This window comes from Mesorhizobium sp. M0598, from assembly GCF_040320865.1.
Taxonomy (GTDB): Bacteria; Pseudomonadota; Alphaproteobacteria; order Rhizobiales; family Rhizobiaceae; genus Mesorhizobium.
The window spans coordinates 1-15,363 of record NZ_JAMYQL010000039.1 but is presented as its reverse complement, the minus strand read 5'-3'; the positions used below and the strand labels follow the sequence as shown (position 1 = coordinate 15,363).

Below are 15,363 nucleotides of genomic sequence, written 5' to 3'. Positions count from 1 at the left end.
ACAAAAGGGAATCCCCAGCCGGACTCTTATGTCAGGCGTAAACCACTAGGGTGACACTAAGGCACTCGCCGACAGTACGCAGCCGCAACACCTGCAGAAGATGGACGAATTCGAAGCAGCCTCATCCCGACAGCTTCTAATTCTCGCTTGGTTCAGCAATCCGGTGCAAGTGGCCCGTGTTGCATTCGATTGTCTCGTTGATGCGCCCAATGGCGCCTGCCTTCTGTAACGCTATTATTGCCCGATTGACCTTTGGCCGACTTGCTCCCAAAAGCTCTGCGATGTCGGACTGAGTGAGCGATAGTTTGAGACTCGCGCTTGGCGGCAATTCATTACCGTGGACCCTCCTGAGCGTTGCGAGAAGAAAACGAGCGACCCGGGAATTCAGGTCATAAAGGGCGATGGTTTCCAACTGCTCGGTAGTGCCCCGCAATAGTGCGCAGAGATAACCGATTGTCGCGCCGGCGGCCCTCGGCGAAAGTGTGATCAGGTCCATAAAAGGCCTCCTAGCAATGACGAAACCTTCGGAGGCCACCTGCGCCGTGGCGTCAGCAAATCGAGGCTGATCGTCTAGCATGGCCATCTCGCCGAACAGTTCCCCAGCTTCGAGTTGCCGTAGCACCAATTGACGGCCCTGTGCTGTGGTCAGAGATAGCTTGATACGTCCAGAGATCACGCCAGCCATATAGTTTCCCCCATCACCTCGAAGGAAGATAACGGTGTTTGGAGGCCATCTGCGATAGCTTGAGATACCGGCGAGCGCGGTGAGGGTTTTGTCATCGAAGTCTCGAAAAATCGGAAAGGAACGCCAGGAGGCAAGGTTTATGCTCATTTAGGTTATATTGATTCCTCAATTGTCCGCGAGTTCATTCGCGCCCACAACGCGCTGCAACTAGAAGCGGCACGCCGGCGACGTGGCGCCAGCGACAATCGCGCCAAGGCGGCCAGAGATACGGTCGCGGCCATACTTCGAGCACTGAAGGCGACGTGGTGATAGGACGCGACGGGGGCGGTCAAGGTCCTTGTGGCGACGAAGATCCGGGGTGGGGGAAAGCCGCACGCCAGATCTATGAGCGAAAGCCGAATGGCTGAGCTACTCGACCACCATTGTAGAGGATTCAGAAGCTAAACACGAAGTTTCGGCGTGTGTACGCTCCTCATTGTACCCCCTGTTCAAAGCCGCTTTTGTCTGCATGTCCGGTGACTGATTTCGCATCGAAGGTTTTGGGGGGCGTCTTTGGTTTTGGCGTCGTGCCGCGCCATGGCTGCAGCGATGGCGTCTCTTCCAGTCAGGCGGTTGGTGGGCTGATTGTATAGCGTCTCATTCACGCCTTGCCTCTGAATTTCCTGTATTATCCAAGGGATGTTGGTTTGAGGCCCATTGCTTGTGGGTCGAACTTGTCATTGGTCCTTTTGGGTCAGTTTTTTTCTGCTGTGACCGGTCCCGAGTCGCGGCTCCCGAGGGGAGGATTCGGCGTTGTGCCCGCCATTCGGATCGGGCTTAGCGCGCCTGCGCCAAGCGCGAGGTAGAACGATATACTACAAAGAAGCTTAGCGTGGTACATCGTGATACCAATCTTCGTTATGAGAGTAAGTATCGTACTCCGCGAGGTGATTGTAAAGAACTGTATAGGAGAGCTAAACTTATATCCGGTTTCCCATGACGTCAACATGTTATCCGTGAGATTGCGTTTTAATAAGCTACATTTGAGATATGGCATAGTATGACGCCTTCTTCTCCTGTCTTTTTCGGGACGAATGTCGCCCCGTGGGTCACTCGCCTAACCGCCGGGTGGGCGGGATCTCATTATGCGGCGACGCCATGATGCGCAAGCTGCTCTACGAGGCCGCGCAGACCCTGCTGACGCGGGTGACGAAATGGTCCTGGCTGAAGGCCTGGGCGATGGGCGTCGCCAGAAGGCGCGGTGAACAGAAGGCCATCGCCGCGCTCGCCCGCCGGCTGGCGATCATCATGCATCGGATGTGGAGCGACGGCACAGTTCCGCTGGACCAGGACGGAAATCATGCCGGTCGCCGGCTGATCGCAGCCCGACCAGCGCAGCACGCCGCCGTGCTCGTGCCCGTCAAGAATTGAAGATCGGCGCACAGGTCCGCGTCTCGGTGCGCCGCATCAAGGTGGCAATGGCTTCGGCCTGTCCCCATGCGGAGGAATTTGCCTTGGCACACGCCCGAATACGCGCCGCGGCCCGATGAGCCGCAGGACCTGAACCCTTCCCGCCAACAACACAGGATACATTGCAGAAACCACGGCCGCCGCACACCGCAGCGCCGGCTGCGCTCGTCTTCGAACGCGGGACCTCGAAGGCGGCGTCCGGACCGGCCAAAACGCGGCTCAATGGCCGGTGCGGTGAGAGAAACGGGCTAGAAGGGCGCTTGAATTCAAACCGCCGAATAGAGAAGCCGACCAGTTCCTTCCTGCCTTCCGGCGTCGCGCCGATGACAACCAGCATTCAGGCAGCATCATCCTCCATACGCGCCTGAAGATAGGCCCCGTCGGCCCAGATGTAGACATAATGGCGGGCCGAGAGGTCGCCGCGCTGCCCGCGATTATAGTCGGCCTGCCACTCCTCCTTCAGCCGTCCGATCACCGACGGCGACAGGTTCGGTGCGTCCTTGCCGAAGCGCCTCCTGGAAATCGCCGGTCGAGATGCCATGCAGGTAAAGGACCGGCAGCAGCGCGTCGAGGCTCTTCGTCCGCCGCGCCACTTCGGCAGGATCGCCGAAGTGAAGGTGATGCGGTCCTCGCCGGAGGCCTCCGCGGCCCGGTCGCGCAGCTTGACACGGCTCACCGCAACCGGGCCGATCCCCGTCTGGATCGTTCTCTCAGGACCACGCCCGTGCCGTACCAAGCGGGCCCGCCCATCGGCCAGGCGCTCGTCGGCCATGGCGGCCAGGAATGCCTCGGCTTCCGCCTCGACGGCCTGCCAGAAGCCGCCGGGCGCCCTCGCGCAGAACCGATGTCAGGGGATCGAGTGTGTCGGGATGCGGAAAGGAAACAACGGTGGTATCTGTCTTCATGGCTGCAACAAAACAGAAAGGTGCGTTCAGCCGCCTTGGCGCTTTAAAACGGCATTCCTGATTTTTCAGACGTAACACAAAATAGGTTGACCATTCAAAATACATGCACAACATCGATAAGAACTCGAGTGGCCCCGACGCGGGTCAAGATGATCTCAACAAACCGCAACCTCCCAGCCGACAAAGTAAATTTGGCAACGATGAGACATTCGTGGACAACGACAACCGACAAAATGCTAGAAACCCAAATGCGTCATCGAGTGAGAGTTCCAGCGACAACCTCACTAGAATTAGGATGGCTGCAGCGCGAGCCCAGGCAGGCGCGGTAAGCCGCAGGCCTCGAATAGCCAATCATCTAATGACAGGCAAATGGCTATGTTTGAAGCAACGAAACGCCGTGATGATGCAGCCAAGAGAGCGGGCCCCGACGCGCGGGCTGTAGCCTGTACGGGACGGGGATAATCGAGCCGTGGACTCACGCCAGAAGAGGGATACCGTTCTGCTCGGTGGGGCGTTCTCGCTGGTCGCGGGACTGTTCCTAGCGAGCGCCTATGCCAATTTCCAACATGGCGTCACGACCCAAGCTATCCAGGGCTTCGACATCCTTGCTTTCTGGTACGAAACGCCCTTCTACAACGGCGATGTGAGGCCAGTCTTCTATCATGGACTAATGATCACCGGCTTCACCGTCGCCGTCACTTTGTTCATTCTGGCTATCATCGTGCTCAAGCCACAGCACCATGGCACAGCCCGCTGGGCCCGCTTCGGCGAGATGAAAAAGGCCGGTTATATCATGCCCTACCAAAGGATTTCTGGACCGATCTTTGGTAAGACAATACGTCCGTGCTTGCCCGGGCAATATCTAAGCAATGGTGATCAACCACATAGCCTGGTGGTGGCGCCGACTCGCGCCGGGAAGGGCGTCGGTGTTGTTATTCCCACACTGCTGACCTTTAACGGCTCGGTGCTGGCGCTCGACGTCAAGGGAGAGTTGTTCGAACTAACCTCTCGCGCGCGACAAGCCCGTGGCGACCGAATCTTCAAGTTCGCTCCGATGGACCGGGCCGGCCGCACACACAGCTACAATCCAGTCCTCGACATCGTCTCGATGCCGCCGGAGCGGCAATTCAGCGAAGCACGGCGTCTTGCTCACAACCTGATCGCGCCCAAGGGCAAGGGGTCGGAAGGCTTTATCGACGGCGCACGCGATCTTTTCGTCGCCGGCATTCTGGCTTGCATCGAGCGCGGCACGCCTTCGATCGGCGCGGTTTATGACCTGTTCACGCTGCCGGGAGAAAAGTACAAGCTTTTCGCTCAACTGGCAGAGGAGTGCCAGAGCCCAGAGGCGCGGCGCATCTTCGACAACATGGCCGGTAACGACACTAAGATTCTTACATCGTACACTTCTGTGCTGAGCGACGGCGGCCTCAACCTTTGGGCGGACCCGCTGATCAAGGCAGCGACCACGACATCCGACTTCTCTATTTATGATCTGCGCCGCGACCCGACGACGATCTATCTTTGCATAAATCCGAATGACCTTGAGGTGATAGCGCCGCTAGTTCGCCTGTTCTTCCAACAGGTCGTGTCGGTAATGCAGCGGACCATGCCAACCAAGGATGAGATATTCGAGGTCCTATTTCTGCTTGACGAGTTCAAGCATCTCGGCAAGCTGGAGACAGTCGAGACGGCCGTCACCACCATTGCCGGCTACAAGGGCCGGTTCATGTTCATCATCCAGAGCCTGTCGGCCTTGACGGGTGCCTATGAACAGTCGGGCAAGGAAAATTTCCTCAGCAACACCGGCGTGCAGGTCTTCATGGCAACGACCGACGACGAGACGCCGACCTACATTTCAAAGTCAATCGGCAACTATACCTTCCGGGCCAAGTCGAAGTCCTTCAGCCAGAGCCGTATGTTCGACGCCAACATCCAGCTCTCGGAACAGGGAGCCAACCTGCTACGACCGGAACAGGTCCGCCTTATCGATGAGGACAGCGAGATCGTTCTCATAAAGGGCCAGCCGCCGCTGCTCATTCGTAAAGTGAAATATTACTCAGACTGCACCCTGAGCCGCATCTTCGAGAGCCAGACCGGCCCTTTGCCGGAGCCGATCGGACACTGCGGAACGCCCGCTAAGTCCCCCCCAACACCCGCGCGGGAGCGGGACTAGGCAGGCGACTGGCGGTGCGGCCGATCATGCTTTCGGAGTGGGCAAAGCGAACCATTTCGCTACGGATGACGTCGATGTCGGTCAGGACGAGAAATACTACGACGTCGCCGACCACTATTCGGAAGAGCACCGGCTCGAACACAAGGCAGACGCAGCAGCCTTGGAAGAGGAGTCCCACATAGGGGTGGTACATGAGGCTATAGGGGGTTGTCACATAAACCAAGTGTCGGGACTTGCGGCATAGACGCGATGGCATGAACACGCCTGCCGTCAGCTACAAGCGCCATCGTTTCCCGCCCCAGATTATCGCGCACGCGGTCTGGCTCTATTTCCGGTTTCCATTGAGCCTGCGCCTGGTCGAAGAATTGCTGCTGGAGCTTGGGATCGTTGTCTCCTACGAGACGATCCGCCGCTGGGCAAAGAAGTTTGGGCCAGACTACGCCCGCCGACTGCGACGCAAGCAGGCGCGCCGCGATGATATCTGGCACCTAGATGAAGTCCTCGTCATCATCGCCGGCCGCAAGCACTGGCTGTGGCGGGCTGTCGATCAGGACGGATATGTGCTCGACGAGATCGTTCAGAACCGCCGCAACACAAAGGCTGCCAAGCGATCGCTGACACGGCTGTTGAAGAAACAGGGGCTGGCGCCAAAACGGATGATCACCGACCAGCTACGTTCTTATGGAGCGGCAAAGCGCCAGATCATGCCGAACTTCGAACACCGTTCCCATAAAGGCTTGAACAACCGGGCCGAGAATTCCCATGTGCCGCTGCGAAAACGAGAGCGGGTGATGCAGGGCTTTCGATCGCCGGGAGGCCTTCAGCGCTTCATCTCGATCTTCTCAACCCTCAGAAATCTCTTTGTTCCGCCCAAATCTAAGCGATCCGCATTTCAGATCCACCTCCACCGCCTCAATGCCATGGCCGAATGGAAGGCCGTGGCTGGTTCGCTCGCCTAAATTCTGCCGCAGCCGCATTCCTCCGACCAGTGTCACACAACGTGACAAGCCCGCCGCGGATGCTCATCTCGACATCGTGCCGCTTCGACTGCAGCAGCTTGCGCGTCGTCAGCAGGGCGCGAACCTCCTGTGCCGGCAGAGACTTGCAGTGCACGGGCCGGAACCAGCCAAGCCGCATGAGTTGGGCAATGCCGCGCGCGTCCTTGCGATCCGTCTTTACCGGCATCGCCTTGAAGGCGTCGTGCACATGGCGCGTCTCGAGAAGCTCCACCGCCAGGCCCGACGCCTGCAACGCAGCAAACAGCCACTGCGACAGCGGGCCCGCCTCCAGCCCAATCCGCGCAAGCGGTACTTCGAGCGCTGCAAACCAGGCGATCAGCGCCTCCGGTTCGCTCGCCACCTTCGCTTCCCTCTCAATCTTGCCCTGCCCATCAACAACGCAAACACTGGAGCATTCCAATGACACATCATGGACGCCGTTCACACCATCATTGTGAGGGACGCCCGCCTCGACCAAAACCCCTCGGTCGCCGGCGCGAGAGCCCGTTACCCCATCTAGACCCGTCGCTAACGATTCCTTAGGACGTGTCTTAGGCCATCAAGGCGCTGTCTGGGAGGCGGTGCCAATCGGGCGGTTACTATCCAGCTCGCTCTGGTCCGTGATCTAGGTCGGCCGTGGCGTACGGGGGGAAGTTCCGCCTGAGGCGGTCGTCTCCCTTGTCGCCGATCAACTGGGTATCGACGCTGCGGTGTTCGCGCTCTATGCCCAGCGGGAGGAAACCCGTCGAGAATATGCGCGGGAGATTGTCGTGCACTGAATGTCCATCCCGTTCGGACGAGCGAGTGTCGCATGCTGATCACCACGGCGCCACGCGAGGCAGCCGCGACCGAACAAGGCGGGCCGATCGCCAAGGCCGTGACCGGAGCCCTGAAGGACAGGGAACTGCTTTTTCCCGTGCCGGGACTGTTGACACGTCTGGCGATGCCGGCCCGGGCGGCGGCGCGACGACAGGCGTATCGCAGCTTGTCCGGGCCGGAGCAACCCGACGAAGCTGTGCGAGGCTGTCTTCTCTCGAGCGTATTTTTTTGCTCGAGCACGTCCAACCAAGCGGACTCCCGAATAAATCTTTGAGCCGGGGTCATAGGCCCAATCCTTGAGACCGGCCACGCGTGCGCTCTGTATACCGTGCTATGTCACGGTCACGCGATCCTTGCAGGTCGCGGTTGTCCCCAAGGCCGCTTTCTTCTGCAGGGCTTGCATCAGGCGGATTGCCTTGCAACAGGTCGGATAGATTCCTGCCGCCATAATACTCTTTCGCCGCTTTTTGGCAGACTTCACGATAGAACGCGTCCGCATCCTCAACCGTATATCCAGCGCCCACAAAACAGCCACGCGCCACCTCGTGGAGTGTATGCCGAATCGAACTCGTGTCGTCGTATACGGCGTTGAGGCAGGCTACGATCACAATGACCTCTTTCTTCGACAACCGCCGCTGACCACTCATCAGACGCGCGTGGTTAATGCAGGCGACGGCGTTTGCGCATGTGAATGAGTCACCAAGTCCAGAACAATCTTCGAATCCGTCTCCTTTCTCATTCAGTTTTACATGAGCGATCGGCAGGTTCTTCATGTCTGCGATTTCCCGGTGGTTCAGATCCTCAACAAACTCGGGATCATCGCCGGATCGCATTTCCTGGAGCCGGATGTCTAGGTTGTGCAGCCACGGCCCCACCAAACTGGAATTGCGCTTCAGCTTATTCTTCTGAGGATCCTCGAACATTAGCGTCGCATCGAGCTTTTCGGTTTCCTCCTTAGAGAGCAAACCATGCTCGATCAGGGTCTTCATCACAACGTTTTCGGCATGTCCCCAGTGCGCCTCAGCAGCATATACCTGTCTGAAGTTTAGGATGGTCTGACCGGCCGCAAACTGCGCCTCTTCGCTAAGGCCGAAGGTCTTATCGGCCAGGAGCGGTTCGAGCATCTCGACGCATCCCTTGAACGATAAGCCCTTCTCGCTTCGGAGAGTATTCCTGAAGTGCTGCAGGCCTTTGTTAACGAAGGGGTGAGTAATCGACCTTGACGTGTAGCCGTAGGCGCCGGTCTGCTCGTTGAAAACTCCCGTCAGCGCATACTTGTTCTTCTCATCATAGATCGGGCTTTTCGTTAGGTCGAAATCTTTCGGGACCTGAGGCGGCCTATACCTTGCCACGCAGTCGTCCTTCACGAGAAGGCCCCTCATGCAATTCAGATTCAGGGCGAGCGACCGGCGCGCCTCAGCGGAGTCCACCCGCCGCGCAATGTGAACACGCGTCGCTGCCCGGTAGTCAATTATGGTGACAAACTGTCTATCGCCGCAGGTACGAATCGGATTTAGCGGCGGCCTGTTTAGACGCTGAGTTTCAGCGGCGGCCGCATGATACCGCGTGTGAAATTCTCGTGCCCTGCCCTGAGCCCTCCTGAGCCGCTCACTCGAGGTGAATCCTTTTTTGCCGTCATGCAGTGATGTGGTGGAGAGGGGAAAGTCATTGACGATCTTATCGTAGGCGTAGCCACCAACCGCTAGGAACAAGGCGTACTTCAACGCACGCGCGGAAAGGCTTGACTCTTGCGTTCTGCTATTCGTTGCACTTTCGCCTCGTTGTTCTGCAAGCCCATTCTTTGATTGCGCAGGCTTCCCGCCACCTGGTATTGCGGTGCTCAGGGAACGACCCGCAGTAGGTGAGTTAACCGCTACATCGCGCGCAGTTTTTGTCCTCAGTGTCTCTCCCAATCTGTCAACGATCCTTGGTGTCGAAAAGCCCTTAAAATGCCTACTTCCAATTCGCATCTTACTGGTCCTCATGTGTGGAGCGTATATGGACCCCGCCCGATTGCAACGGTTTGGCTGAATCAGGATCGACGGTCACAACTGCTGACGTATATCCGGCTTCTTGATGCGGCTTGATATATCGTCGCCGCGAGCCCCGATGGATTTTCGCGCGCTTCCACCTCATCGGCCCCCAGACATTGGCCGAAGCCAAGCCGGTCCACACACCAGGTTCGGAAAGCGACGGAATGACCGTTTCGCCATCTCCTGCCATTCTGCTGCAATTGCCGGGTGAGACCTCCTTCTATTATGCCTTCGTCTGCTGGCCGTCTCAGGCCGCTTTCACGGGCGGCATGGGCTCGTAAACAGTCTCGCCCTTAAGCATGGCCCACACAATCCGAGCATTCTTGTTGGCGAGCGCGACGGCCGCAACGTGGGGATGCCGCCGTGCCCGCAGCTTTCCGAGCCAGAGGCTCCTTGGATCCTGCTTGCCGGCTGCCTTGCCGAACGCAGCTCGAGCGCCATGAATCATCAATGTGCGTAGATAACGATCACCACGTTTGCTAATGCCGAGTAGACGGACTCGCCCGCCGCTGGAACGTTGTTTCGGCACCAGGCCGAGCCAAGCTGCGAACTGACACCGTTCTTGAAGCAAGTTCGATCACCTACAGCGGCGATCAAGGCAGTTGCCGTTAGCGGATCGATACCTTCGATCTTGCCAAGTTGCTGACACTGGTCGTTGGAGCGGAAGATTTCCCGTATCCGCCGGTCATAGGTTGCGATGCGCCGATCGTGTTCGACCAGCTCCGCTTGCAATTCCCTCATGAGCGCCCGAACCATGTCGCTGAGACCGTCATTGTCATTCCCGACGATGACGGCAAGGCCCCGCCGCAATTGCGTGATGTCGCGGGCGATGACTATCCCATGCTCGGATAGGAGACCACGGGCCTGATTGACACGCCTGACCCGATCGGCGACCAGCCGTCGACGAACGCGATGAACGGCCTGGATCGCCAGCTGATCGATCGACTTTGGCGGCACAAAGCGCATTGAGGGCCGGCTAACTGCTTCGCAGATGGCTTCAGCATCGTTGCGGTCATTCTTGTTGGATTTCACGTATGGGGTCACAAACTGCGGGCTGATCAAGCGAACCTCATGGCCGAGATCGGAAAGTACCCTTGCCCAATAGTGCGCCCCGTTCGAAGCCTCCATGCCGACCACGCATTGCGGCAGATTGGCGAAGAAGCGGGCGACCGCATCGCGGCGCAGCGTCTTACGCAGGACAACCTTACCGTGGCAGTCGACACCGTAAACATCGAAGACGTATTTCGCCAGATCCAAACCTATTCGAACAACCTGCATGACATCCTCTCATTGCAGTAGATGCTCGAGATTCCACCTCGCAGGGAGGGCGGGGTCCATACCATTGGCCATTCAGAGGTGGCTCGGTTTGTCTAGACAGGAATTCCCGATTTATAGGTGGAATACTGCCTCTGGTTAGGCCGCCTCGAGAAGCGGCAGCGGGGTGAAGTAGGCCTCATCTGGCGCTCTGCCGTCAAGGCTGGAATGCGGGCGTCCCCGATTGTACAACACGACAACACACCGCCCACAGGACCGAGGAACGCGAGCTTTTTTATCCATGGCATCCCTGGACTGGGCGTTGTGTTCACGTTCATGAGGTGATCGAGAAGGCGGCTTGGGACGTATTCCGCTGAAGCCTCTCCGGCCGGGCTTTCGATCGGTGGCTGGAGCTTCCAGCTTGGATGTTTGATCGGGCGGCAAGGGCGGGCTGGCGCATCGCAGCCGTTCCCCATGTCGAGGTTGCCGCTCTGGCCGACTTGGCGACATTGCTTCGGGACGCTGCGGCGATTCCCGGCACCTCATCGCAATCGCAAGATTCGGGCGCAACATCGGCTTCTCACGACGCGAATCGGGGAGAGGTCCATGCCGCGCCAGTCCACGACACATCAGTTCGATCTGTTCTCCAACCCGCAGCATCCGGAGACCGCACAGATGCCACCATGGCAGGCGCTGCCGGAAGAGACGCGCCTGACGCTGACAAAGCTGATGGTGCGCCTGATCCTCGACCACGTCGACGGCGAGTGCGCCGTGCAACGGGAGGAGGCGGATCATGATGCATGAGAAGATCAGGCCGCACCATCTGGAGCGCAAGGCGATCCTGTATGTGCGGCAGTCCTCGCCCCATCAGGTTCTGCACAATCGCGAAAGCAGTGCCCTGCAATATGCAATGCGCGAGCGCCTGACGGCGCTCGGCTGGTCTCACATCGAGACGGTCGATGATGATCTTGGTCGCTCCGCAGCCGGCGGCGTCGCGCGCGCCGGCTTTGACCGGATGGTGCCGAAGTCTGCCTCGGCAAGGTCGGGGCGGTTGCCGCGCGGGAGGTATCGCGCTTCGCCCGCAACAGCCGTGATTGGCAACAGCTCATCGAGATGTGCCGCGTCGTCGATACCGTGCTGATCGACCAGGAGGCGATCTATGCGCCGCGTCAGGGCAATGACCGGCTGCTGTTGGGATTGAAGGGCAGCCTCAACGAATATGAGCTCGATCTTCTGCGACAGCGTTCTCTCTCGGCCCGCTACGAGAAGGCGCGGCGCGGCGAACTCGTCGTCGCTGCCCCGGTCGGCTTCGTGACGGTCGGCGACAAGCTGGAGAAGGATCCCGACCGGCGCGTGCAGGAGGCCATCACGCTCATCTTCGACAAAGTCGCCGAACTCGGCAGTGCCCGGCAGGCGCTGCTTTGGTTCCTCGAGCATGGGCTGGATTTGCCCGCCAAACGTAACAATGGCGATGTGGTCTGGCGCAGACCAAACTATGCGACCATCCACCGGATGATCGAGAACCCGATCTACGGCGGCGCCTACGCCTATGGTAAGACTCGTGTCGCGCTGGGATTTGGCACGTCCGCCGTTCGGTCAGGCGCTCGCCGCAAGGCGCGCGACGAGTGGCTGGCGCTAATCCCGGGCACACACGAAGGCTACGTCAGCTGGGAAAGGGCGGAAGCGATCCGCAACATGGTGAGCGACAACGTACCCACGAGCCGGCATCATGGCGCGCCCAAACACGGCAGTGCGCTCATCGCCGGGCTGATCCGTTGCCGGCGCTGCGGACGCAAGTTGACGCTCCGCTACTCCGGAACGAAGCATCATATTCCACGCTACAGCTGCAGCCGCGGCTGGATGGACAATGCCGAACCCCGCTGTATCGCATTCGGCGGATTGCGTGTCGATGACGCCACGAGGAAGCTCTTCTGCGGGTTGTCGAGCCCGGTGCCATCGCGGCCGCCGCCGAGGCCGAAGCGCAAGCTGCCAGTCGCCGCGACCAGGTTCGTGATGCTCTCGACCGTGACCTTGAAGCGGCGCGTTACGCTGCCGATCGGGCATTCCGGCAATATGACATGGCCGATCCCGAGAACCGGTTGGTCGCGGCCGAACTGGAGTTGCGATGGAACCGGGCGCTCACTCGCGTCGGCGACATCGAGAGCAGGGTTGCCGCGCATGATGCCGCGACGCCGGAACCATCATCCCTGTCGGCAATGGACCTCACCGCGCTCGTCGCCGATCTCAACGCTGTGTGGGCGGCGCCGACGACAGACGCAAGGCTCAAGAAGCGCATCGTGCGGACCGTCATCCATGAGGTGGTCGCCGATATCGACGATGCAGCATCCGAGATCGTGCTGCTGATCCTTCTCGGTCTATCACCAGGAGTTGGCTCGCGACCCGGCACCGGCGGTTCGTCTTTGTGCGGCGAATCCTCCTGTGTCATCCAGGCCGGATCAACTCGGCCATCAGGCTTCTCACGACCTTATGCATGCGATTCCCACTTTTATTAGCATTCGGCGCGAACCCGCACCCTGCACCAAACCTGCGAAAGAACCCTTGATTGTTGCCGCCTAAAGCTTATCGTCCTCGACTTGAGCGTTCTCTGCTTCTCGTGGAAGACGCTAAATCCGCTCGTGCGTTACTGCCGGCCAGCAAAGGCTGCGGGTCGGCGGTGTGGGTGTCGAGGGGCGGCGGCCGCTCCCCTTCACTCAATGGAGCCGCCGGCGCCTGGATGGTTTCCACGACGCCGCCCCCGCAATCGTAGCCGTTGTGATGATCATCGTGCATGCGCTGCGCTGTTGGGGACATGCTGATGGCGGTGCCGGAAGCACCGGAGACATGTGATATCTCGGCAGCGGGCAGAGCGGCCCCTCTGTCGCTGCACAGGAAAGCGTAGAGTTCCTTCACGCAAGTGCGGGCGTTCTTCTTGTCTTTTTGAAAGGGCGGGACCAGGGGCAACGTGATATCGGCCTTTTGGTAGAACGGACTGCGCTCTTCGTACAGCTGGTCAACCTTCTGCTCGATGTCGGCGCCTTGCAGCAGCGGCCGGCTGGTGTCCCTCTTGAGGCGCCTGCGGAGCTCTTTCAGCTCGGTGTCGAGCCAGATCGACCTCGCCTTATTAAGGATCAGGGCTTGATTGGACTCCTTGCCAAAGCAGCCGCCGCCGGTTGCGATGACGATGGGCCCTCTCTCCAGCTGCTTGGCGAGCTCTTTGGTCTCCAGGTCCCTGAAGTGCGCCTCGCCGCGGCCAGGGTCGGCGAACATCTCCATCAGATTGCCGTGCTCGGCGACGATACGCTTATCGGTGTCGACAAACTCCACCCCCAACTCCTTGGCAAGCTGGGCGCCGATGGTCGACTTGCCGCTCGCCGGCATGCCGACGAGCACGACCGGCCGCGTGCCGAGGGCCGCGAGGATCTCGCCGGCTTGCGGCGAGCGAGCGCCCGCAATCTGTTGTCTTGCGACGGTGGGCGACCTGGAGGTCCCTGCCGCCCTCGACCTGCTTTCTCCTGACAAGCCCCAGTGTAATATCTCCCAGGCACCACCGGGAATGGGGACCAGGTCGCATTCGCTCTGCGCGCGCTGCGCGAGCTCGGCCCGGTAACTGGCCGGCGTATGGAACTCGACCTCGAAGCGATAGTTCTGCGCGGTTCTGAACGCCGTGTGAACGCCGCGTAACCGCGGCGTGTCCATCCTAATGAACCAGTTGGTGGTCTCGACCTCGCTGCAGTCCCGCTCCTCGAAGGCCAGTGCCGCCTTCCTGAAGGCGCGCGTAAAAGCCTCGTCCGGGATCTCGAAGACATGGCGCACGGCATTGGTGACCAGTTGGGCCTCCGGCGCCGCGCTCACGCTCTGGCCGGTCAACTCGTCGGCTATCCAGACCTGCCCGCGCGACCGTTGGTCAAGATGCGGCACCTTCACCTCGATGCCGTCCTGCCGCAAAAGCTCGGCAACCGCGAGCACAGTTTCGGTAATCGCGCTTTCTTGCGCTTCGGCGCGGGCGGCTTCGAGCCTGGCGCGCTCCAGGGCCTGTTCGCTGCTCAGCGTTATCCTGCTGGCGGGGTCGTCGTCGGCCGAGATTGCTAAGGCGCTGGGCAGGATGCGCTTTTCGACGGCGAGTCTGATCGAGGCCTCCATGACCGAGGCCGCCAGCGTGGGGTTGTCCTTCAGATCCGCCAGGCTGCCATCGACGTCGAACCGGCCCTGGTGGAGCTTTGCCGCCTGCGCCTTGACATAGGGCGCCGACTTGAAGCCCGGCCTCTGCTCCAAGAGCCGCTGCAATCCGGTGGTTTTTTGCATGAACATCCGCGCACCGGTATCGGACTTGTAGGCGTCCGTGCCGACCTTGATGCCGACGCTCAACAGATTGATGGCGCTTTCACGCAGATCGTCCGGGTTGTAGCCGTCGGGCCGCGGATCGATGCGCGGCTTGTAGTGGTTGAGCAGGAAGTCGATGCGCTTCCTGGCGTCAGCGGTTGCCGGATAGGATTCGCTGAGTTCCGGGAAGAGCACACCGGCGTCGGCGCTGACGGCAGGCTTCGCGCCGGTTGAGGCCACGGATCGCGCCAACTGCTGCTTGACGTCCGACTGCTCATGAGCCGGCTCGCTATTGAGCTGCAGGTTCCAGTCCTGGAGCTCGGCCACTAGCAACGCGGCCAGTTCGCAGGCCACCGGATGCCTGGCGGCCTTGCTGTCTTCCCCCGCCCTGGCGATGAGCTCATGGAGGGTCTGGCCATCCGGCCGATCTTCCTGCAACAGTGCGCGGATGTCGGCCTTGAGCTCATGATGAATGCCCTCGTAGGTGCCGAAGATGGCACGCTCGGCAAACCAGCGTTGCGCCTCCAGCGGCTGCGCCAGCACGTTGCGCTGCAGGCAGCTGTAGGTCTCCAGCACCAGCCCGGTGGCCGACAGGATCTGCTTGGACCGGCTGAACTGGTAGCCGCCGTTCTCAATGGCCGGCGTGTGCGACTTCGGCGGCTTCATCGAGGCAATGCCGCGCGCCTGCAGCTGCGCGTCGAACTGGCGCACATGCTCGTAAAGGCGA

At 60.0% G+C, this 15,363-nt stretch carries 9 protein-coding genes and 6 pseudogenes; 9 read left to right on the top strand and 6 right to left on the bottom strand.

Annotated features, from left to right (window positions below; genetic code table 11):
- Positions 1 to 136: 136 nt before the first annotated feature.
- Positions 137 to 832, bottom strand: coding sequence for a Crp/Fnr family transcriptional regulator (locus NKI59_RS30060; RefSeq protein WP_352708260.1), 696 nt, complete (start codon positions 830 to 832; stop codon positions 137 to 139).
- A gap of 963 nt (positions 833 to 1,795) precedes the next feature.
- Here NKI59_RS30060 and NKI59_RS30055 point away from each other — a divergent pair.
- Positions 1,796 to 2,042: pseudogene (locus NKI59_RS30055) on the top strand (IS110 family RNA-guided transposase); the annotation flags it as partial.
- Between the two features lie 369 nt (positions 2,043 to 2,411).
- Here NKI59_RS30055 and NKI59_RS30050 read toward each other — a convergent pair.
- Positions 2,412 to 3,039, bottom strand: a pseudogene (locus NKI59_RS30050) (transposase); the annotation flags it as partial.
- Between the two features lie 469 nt (positions 3,040 to 3,508).
- Between NKI59_RS30050 and virD4 the strand changes: the two are divergent.
- Positions 3,509 to 5,212 carry a type IV secretion system ATPase VirD4 gene (gene virD4 / locus NKI59_RS30045; RefSeq protein ID WP_352708259.1) on the top strand — a complete coding sequence of 568 codons (1,704 nt, stop codon included), beginning with the start codon at positions 3,509 to 3,511 and terminating at the stop codon, positions 5,210 to 5,212.
- 254 nt (positions 5,213 to 5,466) lie between these two features.
- Complete coding sequence (locus NKI59_RS30040) at positions 5,467 to 6,171, top strand: IS6 family transposase (protein ID WP_352708257.1); 705 nt, start codon at positions 5,467 to 5,469, stop codon at positions 6,169 to 6,171.
- A gap of 52 nt (positions 6,172 to 6,223) precedes the next feature.
- Here the strand turns inward: NKI59_RS30040 and NKI59_RS30035 are convergent.
- Positions 6,224 to 6,655, bottom strand: a pseudogene (locus tag NKI59_RS30035) (IS110 family transposase); the annotation flags it as partial.
- A gap of 211 nt (positions 6,656 to 6,866) precedes the next feature.
- On the opposite strand from NKI59_RS30035, the pseudogene NKI59_RS30030 reads away from it, so the two are divergent.
- Together NKI59_RS30030 and NKI59_RS30025 are read left to right on the top strand one after the other, a co-directional pair.
- Positions 6,867 to 6,989: pseudogene (locus NKI59_RS30030) on the top strand (DUF4158 domain-containing protein); the annotation flags it as partial.
- 32 nt (positions 6,990 to 7,021) lie between these two features.
- The gene (locus NKI59_RS30025; protein ID WP_352708256.1) at positions 7,022 to 7,303 is read left to right on the top strand and encodes a hypothetical protein; all 282 of its coding nucleotides are present in this window, start codon (positions 7,022 to 7,024) and stop codon (positions 7,301 to 7,303) included.
- 7 nt (positions 7,304 to 7,310) lie between these two features.
- Here the strand turns inward: NKI59_RS30025 and xopAG are convergent, their stop codons facing one another.
- Positions 7,311 to 8,999, bottom strand: a complete 1,689-nt coding sequence (gene xopAG / locus NKI59_RS30020) for a XopAG/AvrGf1 family type III secretion system effector (RefSeq protein WP_352708254.1) — start codon at positions 8,997 to 8,999, stop codon at positions 7,311 to 7,313.
- Between the two features lie 310 nt (positions 9,000 to 9,309).
- Positions 9,310 to 10,340, bottom strand: a pseudogene (locus NKI59_RS30015) (IS110 family RNA-guided transposase).
- Positions 10,341 to 10,922: 582 nt separating this feature from the next.
- Here NKI59_RS30015 and NKI59_RS30010 point away from each other — a divergent pair.
- From NKI59_RS30010 to NKI59_RS29995, 4 genes and pseudogenes are all read left to right on the top strand, one after another.
- Complete coding sequence (locus NKI59_RS30010; RefSeq protein ID WP_352708253.1) at positions 10,923 to 11,120, top strand: hypothetical protein; 198 nt, start codon at positions 10,923 to 10,925, stop codon at positions 11,118 to 11,120.
- Positions 11,110 to 11,457: a hypothetical protein gene (locus tag NKI59_RS30005; protein ID WP_352708251.1), complete on the top strand. Its 348-nt coding sequence runs from the start codon at positions 11,110 to 11,112 to the stop codon at positions 11,455 to 11,457. Before NKI59_RS30010 ends, NKI59_RS30005 begins: the two co-directional genes overlap by 11 nt.
- Positions 11,415 to 11,966: pseudogene (locus NKI59_RS30000) on the top strand (recombinase family protein); the annotation flags it as partial. The gene NKI59_RS30005 and the pseudogene NKI59_RS30000, both read left to right, overlap by 43 nt.
- A gap of 45 nt (positions 11,967 to 12,011) precedes the next feature.
- Complete coding sequence (locus NKI59_RS29995; protein ID WP_352708290.1) at positions 12,012 to 12,680, top strand: recombinase zinc ribbon domain-containing protein; 669 nt, start codon at positions 12,012 to 12,014, stop codon at positions 12,678 to 12,680.
- Positions 12,681 to 12,896: 216 nt separating this feature from the next.
- Here the strand turns inward: NKI59_RS29995 and NKI59_RS29990 are convergent, their stop codons facing one another.
- Positions 12,897 to 15,347: a shikimate kinase gene (locus NKI59_RS29990; protein ID WP_352708249.1), complete on the bottom strand. Its 2,451-nt coding sequence runs from the start codon at positions 15,345 to 15,347 to the stop codon at positions 12,897 to 12,899.
- Positions 15,348 to 15,363 lie beyond the last annotated feature (16 nt).

Bases quoted from the DNA above. Each gene is read 5' to 3' on its own strand.
- xopAG (WP_352708254.1), bottom strand. From the start codon at position 8,999: ATGCGAATTGGAAGTAGGCATTTTAAGGGCTTTTCGACACCAAGGATC.
- NKI59_RS30060 (WP_352708260.1), bottom strand. From the start codon at position 832: ATGAGCATAAACCTTGCCTCCTGGCGTTCCTTTCCGATTTTTCGAGAC.
- NKI59_RS30040 (WP_352708257.1), top strand. From the start codon at position 5,467: ATGAACACGCCTGCCGTCAGCTACAAGCGCCATCGTTTCCCGCCCCAG.
- NKI59_RS30005 (WP_352708251.1), top strand. From the start codon at position 11,110: ATGATGCATGAGAAGATCAGGCCGCACCATCTGGAGCGCAAGGCGATC.
- NKI59_RS30025 (WP_352708256.1), top strand. From the start codon at position 7,022: ATGCTGATCACCACGGCGCCACGCGAGGCAGCCGCGACCGAACAAGGC.
- NKI59_RS30010 (WP_352708253.1), top strand. From the start codon at position 10,923: ATGCCGCGCCAGTCCACGACACATCAGTTCGATCTGTTCTCCAACCCG.
- NKI59_RS29995 (WP_352708290.1), top strand. From the start codon at position 12,012: ATGGTGAGCGACAACGTACCCACGAGCCGGCATCATGGCGCGCCCAAA.